General features: G+C 42.5%; 13 protein-coding genes. 11 read left to right on the forward strand and 2 right to left on the reverse strand.

All coding sequences use genetic code 11. The features are described from left to right. The first annotated feature begins 427 nt into the window (after nucleotides 1–427). From dnaJ to ACYRY3_RS28160, 6 genes are all read left to right on the forward strand, one after another. A complete protein-coding gene (gene dnaJ, locus ACYRY3_RS28135) occupies nucleotides 428–1,561 on the forward strand; it encodes a molecular chaperone DnaJ (protein ID WP_460204967.1) in 1,134 nt (377 codons plus the stop codon). Continuing rightward, a complete protein-coding gene (locus tag ACYRY3_RS28140; protein WP_460204968.1) occupies nucleotides 1,558–1,815 on the forward strand; it encodes a sulfurtransferase TusA family protein in 258 nt (85 codons plus the stop codon). The genes dnaJ and ACYRY3_RS28140 overlap by 4 nt, the downstream gene beginning before the upstream one ends. Continuing rightward, the gene (gene rsgA, locus ACYRY3_RS28145; RefSeq protein ID WP_460204969.1) at nucleotides 1,812–2,957 is read left to right on the forward strand and encodes a small ribosomal subunit biogenesis GTPase RsgA; all 1,146 of its coding nucleotides are present in this window, start codon (nucleotides 1,812–1,814) and stop codon (nucleotides 2,955–2,957) included. The genes ACYRY3_RS28140 and rsgA overlap by 4 nt, the downstream gene beginning before the upstream one ends. A 78-nt stretch (nucleotides 2,958–3,035) precedes the next feature. Next, complete coding sequence (locus tag ACYRY3_RS28150) at nucleotides 3,036–3,776, forward strand: Uma2 family endonuclease (RefSeq protein ID WP_460204970.1); 741 nt, start codon at nucleotides 3,036–3,038, stop codon at nucleotides 3,774–3,776. A gap of 479 nt (nucleotides 3,777–4,255) precedes the next feature. Then, nucleotides 4,256–4,819 carry a GUN4 domain-containing protein gene (locus ACYRY3_RS28155; protein ID WP_460204971.1) on the forward strand — a complete coding sequence of 188 codons (564 nt, stop codon included), beginning with the start codon at nucleotides 4,256–4,258 and terminating at the stop codon, nucleotides 4,817–4,819. 10 nt (nucleotides 4,820–4,829) lie between these two features. Continuing rightward, nucleotides 4,830–5,129, forward strand: a complete 300-nt coding sequence (locus ACYRY3_RS28160) for a hypothetical protein (protein WP_460204972.1) — start codon at nucleotides 4,830–4,832, stop codon at nucleotides 5,127–5,129. Between the two features lie 340 nt (nucleotides 5,130–5,469). On the opposite strand, the gene ACYRY3_RS28165 is transcribed toward ACYRY3_RS28160, so the two are convergent. After that, the gene (locus ACYRY3_RS28165; RefSeq protein ID WP_460204973.1) at nucleotides 5,470–8,943 is read right to left on the reverse strand and encodes a two-partner secretion domain-containing protein; all 3,474 of its coding nucleotides are present in this window, start codon (nucleotides 8,941–8,943) and stop codon (nucleotides 5,470–5,472) included. A 922-nt stretch (nucleotides 8,944–9,865) separates the two neighbouring features. On the opposite strand from ACYRY3_RS28165, the gene ACYRY3_RS28170 reads away from it, so the two are divergent. From ACYRY3_RS28170 to ACYRY3_RS28185, 4 genes are all read left to right on the forward strand, one after another. Then, nucleotides 9,866–11,455, forward strand: coding sequence for a glycoside hydrolase family 57 protein (locus ACYRY3_RS28170; protein WP_460204974.1), 1,590 nt, complete (start codon nucleotides 9,866–9,868; stop codon nucleotides 11,453–11,455). A 1,241-nt stretch (nucleotides 11,456–12,696) separates the two neighbouring features. Next, complete coding sequence (locus ACYRY3_RS28175) at nucleotides 12,697–13,521, forward strand: CheR family methyltransferase (RefSeq protein WP_460204975.1); 825 nt, start codon at nucleotides 12,697–12,699, stop codon at nucleotides 13,519–13,521. 159 nt (nucleotides 13,522–13,680) lie between these two features. After that, nucleotides 13,681–14,265 (forward strand): chemotaxis protein CheB, encoded by a 585-nt coding sequence (locus ACYRY3_RS28180; RefSeq protein ID WP_460204976.1) that lies wholly within the window; start codon nucleotides 13,681–13,683, stop codon nucleotides 14,263–14,265. Between the two features lie 169 nt (nucleotides 14,266–14,434). After that, nucleotides 14,435–16,750 carry a hybrid sensor histidine kinase/response regulator gene (locus tag ACYRY3_RS28185; protein ID WP_460204977.1) on the forward strand — a complete coding sequence of 772 codons (2,316 nt, stop codon included), beginning with the start codon at nucleotides 14,435–14,437 and terminating at the stop codon, nucleotides 16,748–16,750. A gap of 36 nt (nucleotides 16,751–16,786) precedes the next feature. Here ACYRY3_RS28185 and ald read toward each other — a convergent pair whose 3' ends face one another. Continuing rightward, nucleotides 16,787–17,881: an alanine dehydrogenase gene (ald, locus tag ACYRY3_RS28190; protein ID WP_460204978.1), complete on the reverse strand. Its 1,095-nt coding sequence runs from the start codon at nucleotides 17,879–17,881 to the stop codon at nucleotides 16,787–16,789. A 267-nt stretch (nucleotides 17,882–18,148) separates the two neighbouring features. Here ald and ACYRY3_RS28195 point away from each other — a divergent pair. After that, nucleotides 18,149–18,285 (forward strand): chlorophyll a/b-binding protein (locus ACYRY3_RS28195; RefSeq protein ID WP_460204990.1); only part of this gene is annotated, 137 nt, incomplete at its 3' end.

Here is an 18,285-nt window from a genome sequence, read left to right on the forward strand (position 1 = left end):
TTGCTAATGGTTAATTGCTATAGAGTGAATGGCAATTAGCCATTGACCTGAATACGGTTTTCCACACTTTTTAGTGCGGCTAGCTCCTCTGTAACATAGGCAAAGTTTTTGCCATCTACGTAGCACAATTGTAAAAGGGGCAGCACCAGGCTATCGCTTTTGTCGTCTGCTACAAGGAAAGCATCTGCTGTTGCAGTTAGTACTGAGTAAGGCAGTGGCTTCTCAGCACTTTACGTTTAGAACTGTTATGGTGATTTTTGTAAAAGGTAAAAGGTAAAATCAAGTATTAATAAAACTTTACTCTTGCCTTCTGCCTACCCGAACTTCTGAGATCGGCAAATCCTAAAGCTAACACACTTGGGCTGAAGCTCCTCAAAGTTCTCTGTTGCCTAGCTGCTTTCTACCTTTTAACTTTCACCTTTGCTATATGGCTCGCGATTATTATGAAATTTTAGGTGTCGCTCGTGACGCCGACAAAGAAGAAATCAAACGCGCTTACCGCCGTCTAGCCCGGAAGTATCACCCAGATGTGAACAAAGAACCGGGTGCTGAGGAACATTTTAAAGAAATTAACCGTGCTTATGAAGTCCTTTCCGAACCGGAAACCCGCGCTCGTTATGACCGCTTTGGTGAAGCTGCTGTAAATGGTGGAGCCGGCGTGGGCTTTCAAGATATGGGTGACATGGGCGGCTTTGCTGATATCTTTGAAAGCATTTTCAGTGGCTTTGCTGGCGGTATGGGGGGTGCGACGCAAAGGCGACGCAGTGGACCCGTGCGGGGTGATGACCTACGGCTAGACCTAAAGTTAGACTTTCGAGAAGCGGTTTTTGGCGGTGAAAAAGAAATTCGCATTTCTCACCTAGAAACTTGTGAAGTATGTACGGGTTCCGGTGCTAAGCCGGGAACTCGCCCTCGCACTTGTTCAACTTGTAGTGGGACAGGTCAAGTTCGCCGCGTGACAAGAACACCTTTTGGTAGCTTTACCCAAGTGTCAACATGCCCTACCTGTAACGGCACGGGTATGGTTATTGAAGACAAATGCGACGCTTGCGAGGGTAAAGGCGCAAAACAAGTTACCAAGAAGCTGAAAATTACTATCCCAGCAGGAGTGGACAATGGCACGAGATTGAGAATCTCCTCGGAAGGTGATGCCGGTCAACGCAGCGGCCCTCCTGGTGATTTGTACGTTTACTTATTTGTAAATGAGGATGAGGAATTCCATCGAGAAGGGATCAACATTCTCTCAGAAATCAAAATTAGTTACCTACAGGCAATTTTAGGCTGCCGTTTAGAGGTAAATACGGTAGATGGACCAGTGGAATTGCTGATTGCACCCGGAACTCAGCCTAATACGGTGATGAAACTGGAAAATCATGGTGTACCCCGTTTGGGTAATCCCGTAAGTCGCGGCGACCATATGATTACGGTATTGATTGATATCCCGAATAAAATTACAAGTGAGGAACGAGAACTTTTGGAGAAGCTAGCTAAAATAAAAGGAGATCGCACTGGTAAAGGCGGTTTAGAAGGATTTTTGGGCAACTTGTTTCACCAACGATGAATCTATCATCCCTCTCAACTCCTGATGCTCATCTCGATTTACGCGGCACCCCGTGCCCGATAAATTTTGTGCGGACGAAACTTCGTCTCGAACAAATGCAGCCCGGTGATTTACTAGAAGTTTGGTTAGACCCAGGAGAACCAATTGAGCAGGTTCCTGATAGCTTGGCTATGGCAGGTTATCACGTGGAACAAGTTACAGACTGTAATGGATATTTTTCGTTATTAGTACGCCGTTCTGTAACTGTCTCATGAAAGGGGAAGTCCTAGAAACCACTGAACGGTTACTGGGTACGGTTTTAGCCGTGCAGGCTAATTTTTACCGAGTACAACTAGATACAGAAAACAAGGAGGATAAGGGAGACAATGAATCTCATACCTCCTTATCCCCCACTCCCTCCCTCAGACACTCCCTCCCTCCTTCCCCCACTCCCTCCCTCCTCTTATGCACCCGTAGAACTCGGTTGAAGAAAATCGGACAGCAGGTCATGGTGGGCGATCGCGTGGTGGTTGAAGAACCAGACTGGGCAGGGGGCAGAGGTGCGATCGCAGAAGTTTTACCTCGTAAAACTGAATTGGATCGTCCGGCAATAGCTAATGTTGACCAAATTCTTTTAGTCTTTGCCGTAGCAGACCCACCAATGGAACCCTACCAACTCAGCCGTTTTCTGTTAAAAGCTGAGTCTACAGGTTTAGACGTGGTTTTGTGCTTGAATAAGAGTGATTTAATTTCAAACGAACAGCAAGTAGAAATTCATGAGCGGTTGGTGAACTGGGGTTACCAACCTATATTTATAAGTGTTAGCCAAAGTATAAATATTGACCAATTAGCCAGTCGGCTGAGAGATAAAATCACAGCGATCGCCGGACCCTCTGGCGTTGGTAAGTCGAGTCTCATCAATGGATTGATTCCCGGCATCAACTTACGAGTGGGAGAGATTTCCGGTAAACTAGCAAGAGGTCGCCATACCACCCGTCATGTAGAATTATTTGAATTGCCGCATGGTGGTTTACTAGCTGATACTCCTGGTTTTAATCAACCAGACCTTGATTGCACACCTGAAGAACTAGCGAGTTATTTTCCAGAAGCAAGACAGAGACTGGCAAGTGAGAATTGCCGTTTTAGTGATTGTCTCCATCAAGACGAACCGGGATGTGTCGTTCGTGGGGAATGGGAAAGGTATCAACATTACTTAGACTTTTTAGCAATAGCCATTGAGCGACAAGCCCAGCTTAATCAACAATCAGACCCCGAATCTACTGTTAAGGTCAAAACCAAAGGCAAGGGACAGACCCAGTACGAACCAAAGTTGGAATCTAAAAAGTACCGTCGTAGTTCCCGCAGAACTCAATTGCAAGAGTTACAACAGTTGTATAACGAAACTGAAGAAGAATAATTTAGGTGGGAGCAATCTAGAGGCAGCAAGCGGTTTAAAACGGTAACATATTTATAAACCGCCAAAACAAAGTTTTGTATGTCTCAGCCGCTTAGCATCTCCTCTGTCACAAAGGACGATACTGGAGGTATAATTTTTCCACCTATTGACCTTTACAGTGACGAACCTCCCTTGGAAAGCGATCTCCACCGCGAACAGATAGAACTGCTCATCCGGCTTATTAAGTGGTACTGGCGGGAACGCCAAGATTTTTATGCTACAGGAAATCTGACTGTATATTTTAGTCCCAATCAAAAAAAATCGGAAGATTTTAGAGGACCTGATTTTTTAGTAGTTTTAGATACAGAAAAGAAAGACCGCAAAAGTTGGGTTGTGTGGCAAGAAGATGGTAAATATCCCAACGTAATTATCGAGTTATTATCAGACTCAACTGCATCTATTGATAAAGGTCTGAAAAAGCAAATATACCAAAATACGTTTCGTACCCCTGATTACTTCTGGTTTGACCCTGTTAGTTTGGAATTTCAAGGATTTCACATAGTTGATGGGCAATACCAAGAACTGTTATTGACTCCAGAAGGTAGGTTGTGGAGCCAGCAGTTGGGGCTATACTTGGGAGTAATTGAGCGGAAATTGCGCTTTTTTACCCCAGATGGGCAACTGGTACTTCTGCCAGAAGAGGAAGCAAATCAACAATTACAACAAGCAAATCAACAATTACAACAAGCAAATCAACAACTAGAGCAGGAACGGCAAAAAGCTGAAAGATTGGCAGAACGATTGCGAGCTGCAGGGATTGACCCAGATGAACTTATTTGACTTCTCCCACGGCTAAAAGCGCGTGGGAAACTTCTGCGATAAACAGTTTCTGTGATGTTGTCAAACACACCCTACTGATTCCTTTTAGGTCTAAGCCTAAAGTGATCGCTACTTTTTTAATCACGTTGGCAGCACCGTTAGCATCTGCGTTGATTAAAAAATTCTGGTTTTGAAAACAATAGACAGGGCAAATCCACCGCGTCCACTCAACCCCAATACTCAGGATTAGCGAGATCTTTCGCTTTCTGATGACAAATGCGTAGTAAGTTATTTATACACTCCTCATGGCGAATCGTACTTTTACCCTAAAATACCAGTTTCATACCCAATTTTCTTCATCTGTTCTGGTGGCATTTTTTCGCTGACCCCTATCTCGCCTCTCATGGCGAATCGCACTTTTACCCCCTGAACGGTTACGATTAATATGACTTTGATATAGATTTCATCTATGAGTTATAATTCAGAATATTTCATTGAGTATGTATACATCATCATGGGAGCCAAGTTTTGACTACGAAGAACTGCAACGTTTGCTTTCCACTCAGCAGTGGCAAGCAGCAGATCGGGCAACGTTAAAGCTAATGTGGCTGCTATCTTCTTCGGACAAATCTTGGGATATGTCTCTCTCAGAAAAAGTGATCGATAATATTTCTTGTGAGGATCTATGCAAGATTGAGCAACTTTGGTTACAGCATAGCAGTGGTCATTTTGGCTTCAGTAGTCAATTAAAGATTTATAAACAATGTCAAGGGGATTGGGATGCATTTGGTAGCGCTGTTGGATGGCGAGTATCAGAAAACTTTGAAACAGAAGCAAAGTGGATTTGGAACTATCCTAATTATGTAAATTATTACCATAGTGCCGATTGGTACGATCGCCTCATATTTAATCTCAGTGCGCCAGTAGGACATTTACCTATTTTAGTGGATCGTTTATGGCTGGAATTTGACCTTATAAATATGGATTTATTTATACCCTATGATATTAATGTTACTTGTGGAAGATGTCTGTTTAGTAGATTAGAGACTTGTTGCATAAAATGACACGAAGTTTATGGAACTAGGTGTTTTTATTTTCTTAATTATTGCCGTCGCATTAGTACTCGGCAGTTTTAGTCATAGTTCTCAAACTCCTCCTAAAAAAAGTAAGATTTTGTCAGACCTTAGCTGTTTAGGAGTGGACAGATCATCTATCAAAAAATATAATGACCTAATCCAAGAAACACTCAATGCTGGTATTTCAAATGAATTGAGTAGGGAAGATTGTATCGAAATCATACAAAAGATTGAGCTTCGGAAGCAGACAATTTCTCAAAACCCAAATGACGAGATATGGGATGTCCCGGATATATAGACAAACTGCAACCTCGCAACTTCCTTGCGAGGGGGTAGCGGCTGGAAGCCTTGTAGAGAGGGGTTTTGAGTAAATTAAAATTTACTTACTTACTTTTGTTTCTTACTCAGTTTTTATCACCCAAACAATATCTTTTCTCAGGACAGCCCACTTCATCGACTTGTTAGCTGTCAATCCACAGTTAAGCAAAAGTTCAGCCTTCTATCCAACAATATCTAACATCTGACCATTTATTTTACTAAAGCAATTTTTTCTGGAAAGTTAAAGCTTAACTTGTGACCAATGCATAGATATTAATTAGCAGCAGTCAGCCCTCAAAAAGTGATGGTGATTTGCTGTCTTAAAAACAAAGTCCCCGACCACCACTTCCAGAACTGCTACTAATATTAGTATTGTTTACTACTAACTCCACATTTCCTGCAGCATCAATTACCCAGCTTTGAGCTTCAACTAGGGGAGAATTGGAAGTGGGAGTTGGGGGTAATGGGAAATCTTTTGCATCTCTACTGTGAAGTTCCCCCTCGACATTCGTATCAAGACTAGTGCGAAAATCGTTCAACACTACAATACCAGTCAGCGTTGTCCTGGGATCTTCTGGTAAGCCACCCCTTCCGGTAACGACAAAACGGGCGTCAGGTGTTGCCGGACATGCTGCCACAATGCGATCGCTTGGATCTACAGCAGCGGAAGGTAATTCTGTCAATCCCCTGTTAGGGTCAATTCTTAATGTATCAATGACTATTGTACCATTGAGCACAGGGTTTTGTTGAGAAAAAGCAGTAATATCACTGAATTGAGTGAGTTGTTTCCGTTCCCTCAATCCAAACAGGGCATTGGTAGTAATGTTAATGTTACCGCCCCTACCAAAAAAAGCATTGGCGGTGATGTCGCTACCTTCATTAAGGACACCAACAACGAATCCAGCATTGATGGTAATATTACCACCATCGCCACCAGCAAGCGCTTGTCCTGCGGTAGTAGAAATACTGCTGTTGTTCCTAAGAAGCAACAACTTCAGCCCTTCCAAGGTGATATTTCCACCGTTACCTGACTGGCTGGTAGCTAGAATTTGAGAGCGATCGCGAATCAATAGCTGCGGCGTATTAATCCTCAAGTCGCCAGCCCTACCGGAACCAAAACTACTAGTAGATACTTGTGCCCCATCAGCCAACGTAAGACGCTCGGTGTCAACGACCAAATTACCCCCATTTCCACTGGCTTCAATTCCAGCGAAGGTAGTCAAACCGCCAAAAAACGGAATGTTGGGGTTAGGCAAACTGCCAATCAGTTCTATCTGTTGAGCCTTCACCCGTAATTCTCCTCCATCCTCATTACTTCCAGTAGCTGTTGATATTGCTGCTCCATCGCGTATTACCAGACGGTCAGTTTCGACGAACAAATTTCCTGCCTTACCCGTCGCTCCTGGGTTGAGTGTAGAGTACAAACCGCTGCCAAACAAGCCATCAGGCGAGGTGCCAACCAGTTCTAAGTGTTGTGCTTTTACCCGCAATTCTCCTCCATTTCCATTGCCTAGAGTACCCGCTGATATTTGTGCTCCATTGCGTACTACGAGGCGGTCAACTTCAACAGTCAAATTTCCTGCCTGACCCGTCGCGCCTGGATTGAGTGTAGAGTACAAACCGCTGCCAAACAGACCATCAGGCGAGGTACCAACTAGTTCTAAGTGCTGTGCTTTTACTTGCAATTCTCCTCCATTTCCGTTACCGACAGAACTGGTGGATATCTGTGCTCCATCACGTACTACTAGGCGGTCAGTTTCAATAGTCAAATTTCCTGCCTGACCCGTTGCGTCTGGACCGAGTATAGACAACAAACTACTGCCAAACTGACCGCTAATTGAGCCTCCAATCAGTTCTATCTGTTGAGCCTTCACTCGCAATTCTCCTCCATCTCCATTGCCTAGAGTACTAGTTGATACCCCTGCTCCATCGCGTACTACGAGGCGGTCAGTTTCGACGGTCAAATTTCCTGCCTTGCCCGTCGCCCCTAGATCGAGATTGGAGTATAAACCGCTACTAATGCGACCATCCGCCGTTGTGCCAATAAGTTCTAAGTGCTGGGCTTTCACCCGCAATTCTCCTCCATCCCCATTACCTCCAGTAGCTGTTGATACCCCTGCTCCATCGCGTACTACTAGGCGGTCGGTTTCGACGGTCAAATTTCCTGCCTTGCCTGTCGCGCCTGGGTTGAGTGTAGAGTACAAGCCGCTCCCAAACTGACCATCAGGTGAGATGCCAACCAGTTCCACTTGCTGGGCTTTCACCCGCAATTCTCCTCCATTTCCATTACCGACCACACTAGCTGATAGTTGTGCGCCATTACTTAGAGTTAAAGAGCGAGTGTTGATATTTATATTACCTCCACTACCTACTGCTTCGGGATTTACAGCGGTGAATATCCCAGTGCGAGCCCCTGCAAGTGAGATACTATCGCGGGCATTAATATTAATATTTCCTCCATTCCCTCTTGCGCTAATTCCAGCGTTTAAAACAGCGCCGTTATCCATAGATAGCAAGCGGGTTGTAACATTGATGTTACCTGCATTCGCCAATCCATTGGGAAATGTACCGGTGGTGATGACAGCATTATTAGCAACAGAAATGGCATTGTTCGCTATTAAGGTAATATTGCCAGAATTACCAGCACCAGAAGAAGAGGTAACTAAGCCAAAGGGCGGCACTATGATATTACTTCTGGAGTCGAGCAAGATATCGCCACCCCTGCCCACTGTGCTGCTAGTATCAATCAAGTTTACTTGAATGTTGCCAGTTGACGAAGAGTTGGGCTGATACTGATTGGTTAAGAACACTAGCCCATTTGAAGTGTTGACTCTGATGGTGCCTATGGTGATGTTTGCACTTCTTGCAGTAGTGTTGTTCTCAACGGGAGTCAAAGCTGTGTCACTATTGCTACCTGTTCCTGAGTTTAGTACAGCAGTAGTACCAGCCCTAATATCTAAAGTTGGTCGAGCCGTGCTATTAATGACAAGAGGTGAACCGTCTGAGAGAGTGACATTAGCAAGTGTTGGTGTCGCAGTTGGGTTAATTGTATTTCCAGTTGTATCTGCATCTGTAATCGCGATCTGGTTAATATTTACCGCACCCCCCGCTAAAATATGCAAGGAATTACTGGAGGATGTGCTGTTCCCTACCAGGGTTAAATTATTCCCTGCTAGCAGTTGACCTTGTAAATTTAGGCTGCCACCAGTCAGGCTGAAATCTTGCCCAACGGACAAAATACCTTCGCTGCGAATTTGGCTGGTAGGAGCAACAGGACCATACTGCAACCCTGGAGTTAAATTAATCCTCAGTACAGGGGGAGCCGTTGGATTAGTGGCACTAAATTGATAGCTGTCGAAAATTATACTTTGGGCTGTTGTTGCAGCAAATGACCCTGCAACATCTAATTGAGCATTCGATCCAAAGATAATGCCGTTGGGATTCATTAAAAATAGATTAGCACTGCCAACTACTCCTAACGTTCCAAATATCTGTGAGGTGGTACTTCCTGTTACGCGAGTGAAGATGTTGGCAATGCCTGAGGGAGGCGCAAAATAGACTTGCTGTCCGTTGTTTACGTTGAATTCTTGAAAAGAGTGGAACAAGGTATTATCTCGAATTGCTCCGCCTTCAATCTGGTTTCGTACACCAGAGGAAGTCACGCGAGAACTTTCTTGACCTAAGGTCGTATCGGGGATGAGTTGGGCTTTCGCCGCACGGTCTGTTGTGGTGAATGCACTGCTAAAGAATAGTGAAATGGCGAATCTTAATTGCCAAGACCATTTTTTCCCCACAATTGATTACCATTTCTATCAAATCATCAAGTATATTACAACCTTGTGATTTATATTGCAAGTAAAACAAATATCAGTGATTTTCTTATGTAGCCTACCTACTTTTAATGCAGACTTTTTGCGATTTTTACTACCTTTCGTTTTGCGACTAGTTCGACGTTGGCTAATCTTTAAAGTCCGTCGGGTTTTCTTGTTATCACCAAACTTAAAGTTATCAATTTGATTCCCATCAGACAAGTGAACTAAAAGATATTATGCAGCAAATTGAAACAGGAGGGACATTATGAAAGCAATTGTTTGTGATTTTGATTTTGCGGGCTACTTGACTTGTCTTTCTTCAAGTTAGACAATTATCATGGTTAGTAATGCAGGTTTAAAAGTGATTTGCCATTTGATTTAACAGGTTCATCGACTGTGTAAATAACTTCAATAACATAATGGTCTAACTTAGGGACAATCCTTACTTGGTCTACATTTTTAGCTTGTGTTGTCAACTCGATATTAGTTTGAGATAACTTGACAACACCTTTAATTAGCATTTGTGTTGAGATTGCATCTCTTGGATAAATGACAAACTTATCCCAGACCCACCCAAAAATGACTAGTAATCGGTAGCTATGTCCAGTTATTAAGTTACAGTTTCATACCCGAACCAAGAATTAAGCGACCCTGAAGGGGCTTAACGCTTACTTACATCCACCGCCTGAAGTACGTATGAATCACGTAAATAATGTAACTTTTCATACTCGGAGGTTTTAGCTCGCTTAATTTCTTATAAATTAAATACATTTTTGCTTTAGCGGTATGACCCATTTGGAAGAGTTGGCTAAAAGCTGATACGATCCCCAGAAAGTCTTAAAATAATCTTAACATCTGCCCAATTCCCGACCTTCTACAAGTACCACCAAGGGAACAATTTATTATGGCTATCGGCTACGTTGCGCTCGTACTCCATGCACATCTGCCCTTCGTTCGTCACCCAGAAAGTGACTATGTGTTGGAAGAAGAATGGCTTTATGAAGCCATTACGGAAACTTATGTACCCTTGCTAAGAGTATTTGAAGGCTTAAAGCGAGATGGAGTTGACTTTAAAATCACGATGAGCATGACACCACCTCTTGTGTCCATGCTGCGAGATCCTCTACTGCAAGAACGGTACGACGAACATCTAGCTAAACTAGAAGAACTCATAGAGTTAGAAATCGAACATAATGCCCATAACGGTCATATTCGTTATTTAGCCGAGCATTACGCCAGTGAGTTTAGTGCGACACGAGAACTTTGGGAACGCTACAAGGGGGACTTGGTAACAGCTTTTAAGCAATTCCAAGATACAAATAACGTAGAGATTATTACCTGTGGTGCTACCCACGGCTACTTACCACTTATGAAGATGTACCCACAAGCTGTGTGGGCACAAATTAAAGTAGCTTGCGAACATTACGAGGAAACTTTTGGACGCCCCCCCAAAGGCATTTGGTTACCAGAGTGCGCCTACTATGAAGGTTTAGAGCGGATGTTAGCTGATGCAGGGTTGCGCTACTTCCTGACAGATGGACATGGCATTCTCTATGCTCGTCCCCGCCCTCGATTTGGTACCTATGCCCCAATTTTTACAGAAACTGGTGTGGCTGCCTTTGGTCGAGACCATGAATCCTCGCAACAGGTTTGGTCTTCTGAAGTAGGTTATCCTGGATCGCCAGAATACCGCGAGTTTTACAAAGACTTGGGCTGGGAAGCGGAATACGAGTACATCAAGCCTTACATCATGCCCAACGGTCAACGGAAAAATACGGGTATCAAATATCATAAAATTACCGGACGGGGACTGGGGCTGGGAGATAAGGCTCTCTATGACCCATACTGGGCACGAGAAAAAGCCGCGGAACACGCTAGTAATTTCATGTACAATCGGGAGCAGCAAGTTGAACACCTTCATGGTATAATGCAACGCCGACCAATTATTGTTTCTCCCTATGATGCGGAGTTATTCGGGCATTGGTGGTATGAGGGACCCTGGTTTATTGATTACTTATTCCGGAAGTCATGGTTTGACCAAAAAACTTATGCCATGACCCACTTAGCAGATTATCTCCGGGCGGAACCAACCCAGCAAGTTTGCCGACCCTCTCAGTCTAGTTGGGGTTACAAAGGATTTCACGAGTATTGGTTGAATGAAACGAATACATGGATTTATCCGCACTTGCACAAAGCTACAGAACGAATGATTGAAATATCATCTCAAGAACCAGAAGATGAGTTGCAATGGAGAGCTTTAAACCAAGCAGCTCGAGAATTATTGTTGGCTCAATCTTCAGACTGGGCATTCATTATGCGGACGGGAACGATGGTTCCTTATGCAGTCAGGCGGACGCGATCGCACCTGATGCGTTTCAACAAGCTTTATGAAGACGTTAAGACAGGTAAGATTGACAGTGGTTGGTTGGAAAAAGTTGAATTGATGGATAATATTTTCCCCAACGTTAACTATCGAGTCTACCGTCCGTTGTAATTATCCTCCGAACTTCCCTAGTAGGGTGGGCATTGCCCACCTTTGTTGTTATCGCTTTGCCGTATCTGATACTTTTAATCCAGACAACCTTAGACATCTAGGATATCTTCCGACAGACTGAATACAACATCATTCTCCGATACGCCTTAAATGAAGCTGCGTCAACAACATAAGCAGTTGTAAAACTTATAGCTTGTTTAGCAAGTCATGATAGCTGCATAAGGCAATGAGTACTTTATAAGTATATGGAGCTTTTTTATCGAAGAAGGTAACGGGAACAGAGATGCTTAACTTCATAAAGCCTTCTCCGTTTCCTGTTGCCTTTTAATTATTGAAAGCAATAACTTACTATCATTTAAGATATATGTGTAATTCACGATAAAATTTCTATTTCATACTAATAAATAATTTTTTTAACTTTCCATCTTTAACAAAACAATATAAGATATCAATTGCAATTAGCAATAAATCTTTTTTTCCTAGACTTGATGTTTTTTTGTTTTTCTTGTTTTACTGGCATCTTCTGCTCAATTAGGGGACGTGCGGAATAGCTCTACCTACGAAACAATAAGCTTTTTAGCCTATAATTTATCTGTGAAATGGCGGTGCAAGATAGGAGTTTATTTATTTTTGCTGTAAAAGCGATCGCGTAATGTGCCGATTCTCATAGGCATACATCAGAAGAACCCCCTGCTGATTTACTTCATTTACCTAAAAATTGCTGGATGTCACAAAGTAGTTCAGATCGTAAAGTCAGCAAGTATCTATGAAAGATAAAAATAGTTAAAATCCTTACAAATGACAAATGACAAATAACAAATGACAGTCCGATCTTTGTGCTAACCTACTGACTCCTTTTACAAAAACCTTAAATCTTTAGATTTTTTTTATAATAGGTAAGGTTGTTAATCTGAAGGAATAGATTAATTCATTCAAAAGATGCAATACAAGAACTGCTAGCGTGCGGGCAACCATTCCCTAGGCATATATACTTTTACGCATTCCCTGAACCTATCATCTTGAAATAGAATGATTGGAGATATACTACATGACAGAGTATTAAGTATGAATTCCATGCTGACCTTTTAAGGAGGAGCCAAGAGTTAAGAGCTATTGGGCGTTAAAGGCATTCAAGAACATGGAGTATAGCCGATAGTACGCTTTAATTATATAAATCTAAGCTTGTAGTTTATGAGTAACATCTACTTATCAAAGTACAATAAGCAAAAATGAACAATTTTATGATTAAGGAGCAGCTTGAGGATATAGAAATTCAGTTGCTGTTAGAAGCTATATATCGTTATTATGGATTTGATTTTAGAAATTATGCTTTGGCTTCAATCAAAAGACGAATTTGGAGCACGGTGGAAGCCGAAGGATTAACCAGTATCTCTGGATTACAAGAAAAAGTTTTGCATGAGCCCGAATGTATGGAGAGATTTTTATTTAATCTCTCGGTTAACGTAACTAGTATGTTTCGTGACCCTACCTTTTTTCTTGCTATTAGGCAAAAAGTTGTGCCGCTATTACGAACTTATCCTTTTATTCGCATTTGGCATGCTGGATGTTCCACCGGGGAGGAGGTTTATTCTATGGCAATTTTGCTGCATGAGGAGGGGCTTTACCACCGTTGTCGATTGTATGCAACTGATATCAATGAAATGGTTTTAAAAAAAGCCAAATCTGGAATTTTCCCAATTGAACTTATGCAAGATTATACTCAAAACTATTTACAAGCAGGGGGCAAAAAATCTTTTTCAGAATATTATACTGCTGCATACGATTGTGCCATATTCTCTTCTCATTTGAAAGAAAATATGATTTTCTCACAACATAACCTGGCAACTGATAATTCTTTTAATGAATTTCATGTTATCTTATGTAGAAATGTATTAATTTATTTTAATCAATCTTTACAGAAAAGAGTTCACAATCTTTTTTACGAAAGCCTTAACAGACATGGCATTTTAGGTTTGGGTCGTCAAGAAAGCCTAAAATTTACGCCATACGAAAATCATTATGAGGTGTTAGAAACGGCGGAAAAGCTTTACCGTAGAATTAGTTGATAGCGGAGGGATGAATTTAACAAAGTAGCATGATGTAGATAGTCTCAATACATTCAATTACACTTGCCCTACAGTAGTTGTTGGTGGTTATTTTTTCATTATTGTAATAAACTACTAACAACTAACAACTAACTACTAACTACTAACTACTACCTCTTAATGGCATTTAAACTGATTGTTATTGGGGCATCCTTAGGAGGATTTAATGCCCTCGAAGTTTTACTTACTGGATTACCGAAAAGCTTTTCAGTTCCTGTGGCTATTGTTCAACACCGTCATAAAGCTTCCACTACTCAATTGAGTATTGCTTTGCAGCGATACTGTAACCTAGTGGTTGTAGAGCCACAGGATAAAGAAGAGATTTTACCGGGCTGTGTATACATAGCTCCAGCGGATTATCATTTGTTGGTAGAAAGTAGAAATGATGCAGTGGCTTACCCTTATTTTTCTCTATCTACCGATGCTCCTGTTACCTATGCGCGACCATCTATTGACGTACTGTTTGAAACAGCAGCAGATGCTTACGGAGACAAGGTGATTGGAGTGCTCTTGACAGGAGCCAATTATGATGGTACACAAGGACTGGCAAGAATTAGAGCACGGGGTGGCAAAACAGTGGTACAAGAACCATCAACAGCCGTTTGTTCTACAATGCCCAAAGCAGCTATAGCAGCGGGCGTTGTAGATAAAATTCTGCCTCTAGCAGATATCGCCCCTTTTTTAGTGAACATTTGTCGTATTTAAGATAAGTTCTTATCTTGATTTTTATATACAACAGGTGATGAACTAGAAAACATTAATAATCCATAAAATATATAACTTAAGATAGTGGGAATGAATTAAGCACAGGCGTCACAGTCAATAGAAAGACTTGAAAACGCCTTATTATATTTCTTAAAGCGTACTGATTCCGATGTCATTAGAACCGAAAGTTAACGTTCTGCTGGTAGATGACCATCCAGAAAATTTGCTAGCCCTAGAAGCAATTTTAGATAGCTTAGGTCAAAATTTGGTGAGGGCTACATCAGGTGCAGAAGCACTGCGGCAACTGCTGAATCAGGATTTTGCGGTCATATTACTGGATGTACAAATGCCAGATATGGACGGGTTCGAGACAGCTGCGCTGATTCGACAACGAGAACGATCCCGCTATACACCAATTATTTTTCTCACAGCCTATAGCACCAGCGACACTATGGTGTACCGAGGATACTCTCTTGGTGCTGTGGACTATTTGTTTAAACCCATTGAACCGGAAATCTTAAAATCTAAGGTATCGGCATTTGTTGATTTATTTCAAAAGAGTATTGAGGTGAAGCGACAAGCCGCACAATTGGCACTTATGAATGCTGAACTGAGAAAGCGTGAAGAATTGTTCCGTTCATTAAGTGCTTGTTCACCTGTAGGTATTTTTCTTACGGATACTTTAGGTAAATGTACTTATACCAACCCCCGTTATCAAGCTATCTACGGTATGACACATGAAGAAAGCGTGGGGGACGGTTGGACACAAGCAATTCACCCAGAAGACCGAAAACGAGTTATTGCCGATTGGCACGCTGTCTCTCGGGAAGGACAGGAATATAAAGGAGAGTTTCGCATACTCAATAAGAGTGGTGTTGAGCGTTGGATACATATGTCTTCCTCCCCAATGCTTTCAAATCATAATGAGGTAACTGGTTACGTTGGGACAGTAGAAGATATTACAGAGCGAAAAAGAGCAGCAGAAGAGCACATCAAGTTTATTCGCGAGCAAACAGCACGACAAGAGGCTGAAACAGCAAATCGTCTGAAGGATGAGTTTTTAGCAACCCTTTCCCACGAACTTCGCACTCCTCTGACTTCAATACTTGGTTGGGCACGACTTCTACGCCAGAAAAAATTGGAGGAAAAATCCGTACTGCGTGCTTTAGAGACTATTGAGCGCAACGCTTCCCTGCAAGCGCAACTTATTGACGATATCTTAGATGTTTCGAGAATTATACGTGGCAAGTTGCAATTGAATCTTGCAAAAGTAAACTTAGCATCTATAGTGTCAACGGTAGTAGATAGCGTGCATCTGGAAGCTGAAACTAAAAATATTCAACTTGAGCATATTGTTGAAGCCGTCAATTTAGAAGACACGGGTACTGTTCCCACACAGGTCTCCGCCTCCTCTGCCTCCGCGTTTTACGTCTTAGGCGATCCAAATCGCTTGCAGCAAATTGTTTGGAACCTACTAAATAATGCACTCAAATTTACACCAGATGGTGGAAAAATACAGGTACGATTGTCAATTGAACAAGGGATTTGGAACAAGGAGGAAGGCACTGGAAATCATTTGAAATCCTCATTATCCCTAATGTCTACTCCCAGAAGGATAGCAAACTCTGAATTGGGCGCAAGCCAATCTGCTATTAGCAAATATGTTCAAATTACAGTTAATGACACGGGCAGTGGTATCAGCCCAGAGTTTTTGCCCTACGTATTTGACCGTTTCCGACAAGCTGATGGCAGTATTACTAGAAACCAAGGTGGATTGGGTCTGGGGCTAGCGATTGTACGTTATCTGGTAGAGATGCATGGGGGAAATGTTCGCGCCGAAAGTCCGGGAGTAGGACAAGGTGCGACTTTTACTGTAAAACTGCCCCTTTTAGACGCACAGGGAGACCGGGAGGTTGAAAAGATCAAGGAAATGAGGGAGAGGATTAGGGGGCAGGGAGACACGCTTAAAGAAGAAAAGGGGATAAGGGAACAGGGTGACACGGGGAATATTTCACTACAAATATCTCCGTCATCCTCTGGATTGACCAGTTGCCCCAAGTCTTCCTTGTCACCCCACCTCACAACCCTCTCTCAATCTCTTAATGGTTTGCAGGTGCTAGTCGTCGATAACGATAGCGATACACGCGATTATGTCACTACTGTATTGCAACAGCATGGCGCTACGGTTACAGCTGTTGCATCAGTACGTCTAGCACTTTCAGCTATTGAAAAGTCACCACCTGATATCTTAGTTAGTGACATTGGAATGCCAGAAGAGGATGGTTACAATCTGATGAGCGAGTTAAGAAATTTGGAACCAGAAATAGGAGGACAAATACCAGCTATTGCATTGACAGCCTATGTCAGAGAACAAGATGGTTCTCGGGCATTGGAATCAGGCTTTCAACTATACGTAACCAAGCCAGTTGAACCAGCTAACTTGATTAATTCGGTCACACAACTACTCCAACAGGATAAAAGTTAAGTAGCCATTTGCTATCGCTCAATTGTCTACTAACCACTAACTACTCACGAGATCTGGAAAAACCTCTTGTACTGCACGATGAACTAAGCGATGATTCTGTACGTTCAATCCCTTTGATAATGCTGGGTTTTTCGCGAGTGCCTCTATTCCTAAATTGGCTAACTGCAACACGTAAGGTAGTGTACTGTTGTTAAGTGCTTGTGTTGATGTCCAAGGTACTGCACCAGGCATATTAGGAACACCGTAGTGTACTACACCCTCTTCAATGTACACGGGGTTTGTGTGAGATGTAGGATGCAGTGTCTCCACACAACCACCTTGGTCAACAGCAACATCCACTATGACAGAACCAGGGCGCATTTGTTTGACCAAACTACGCGGTACGAGGATAGGTGCCCTACGCCCCGGTACTAGGACTGCACCAATAAGTAAGTCAGCATCTTTAACTGCACTTTCAATATGAGCGGAGTTACTGTATAGCAGTTCAACTCTAGAACCAAACAACGTTTCTAAATATGACAGGCGTTCGACATTCACATCGATAATCTGAACCGCCGCGCCCATACCTACTGCAATTTTAGCCGCTTCTGTACCTACGACACCGCCACCTAAAATCACAACTTTGCCCGGTTTAACTCCAGGAATACCCCCTAGCAAAACTCCTCGACCACCTGAGGCTCTTTCTAAAAACCTTGCCCCAAATTGTACGGATAATCTGCCGGCAATTATACTCATGGGTGTCAGCAAGGGAAGCTTGTTACTTCCTGGCTGTTCTACCGTTTCATAAGCGATCGCCGTTACACCACAATCAATCAAATGTTCTGTCAGTTTTCTATCTGCAGCTAGATGTAAATAGGTGAATAAAATTTGTTCCTTTTGTAAGAATTTATACTCTTTAGGAAGGGGTTCTTTCACTTTAACAACTAAGTCACGATTCCAAGCCGAATCTGGTGTGGAGACAATTTCTGCACCAGCGCTTGTGTAATCCGCATCTGTAAACCCTGCACCAACACCTGCGCCCTGCTCTACAAAAATGTTATGACCATTTTCCTGTAGGACTCGAACGCTAGAAGGACTCAACCCAACTCGAAACTCTTGGTCCTTCGTTTCTTTGGGAATGCCAATTTCCATTGACTGCCTCTTAGAATTATTTAGCTATGGTTTGTCAGTCTCATCCGGAACCTTTTGAATCAATGGCTACAATTCGACCCGAACTTACCCTGATATCACCTAATGTACTTCAAACTTTTGGTATTGACGATCCTCAAAGTACTCTTACAATAAACTAAGAATCGTAAACAAATGTAACTAGTGGCATCGTGCTCTATTGCTCAAGCAGTTTTGTCACTCATACACCAGTTAATATTTCACCAGTTAAAAAGAGAAGAGGATTTTCAAATGATGACACAGCCAAGCGTGACTCCGAAGTTGGAAGAACCAAAGTTTGGATTTAATGAGTATGCTGAGCGTTTGAATGGTCGAGCCGCAATGATTGGCTTCGTCATTATGCTGGTAATTGAGTACGTTACCAATCA

It is taken from the genome of Scytonema sp. NUACC21, from assembly GCF_054684315.1.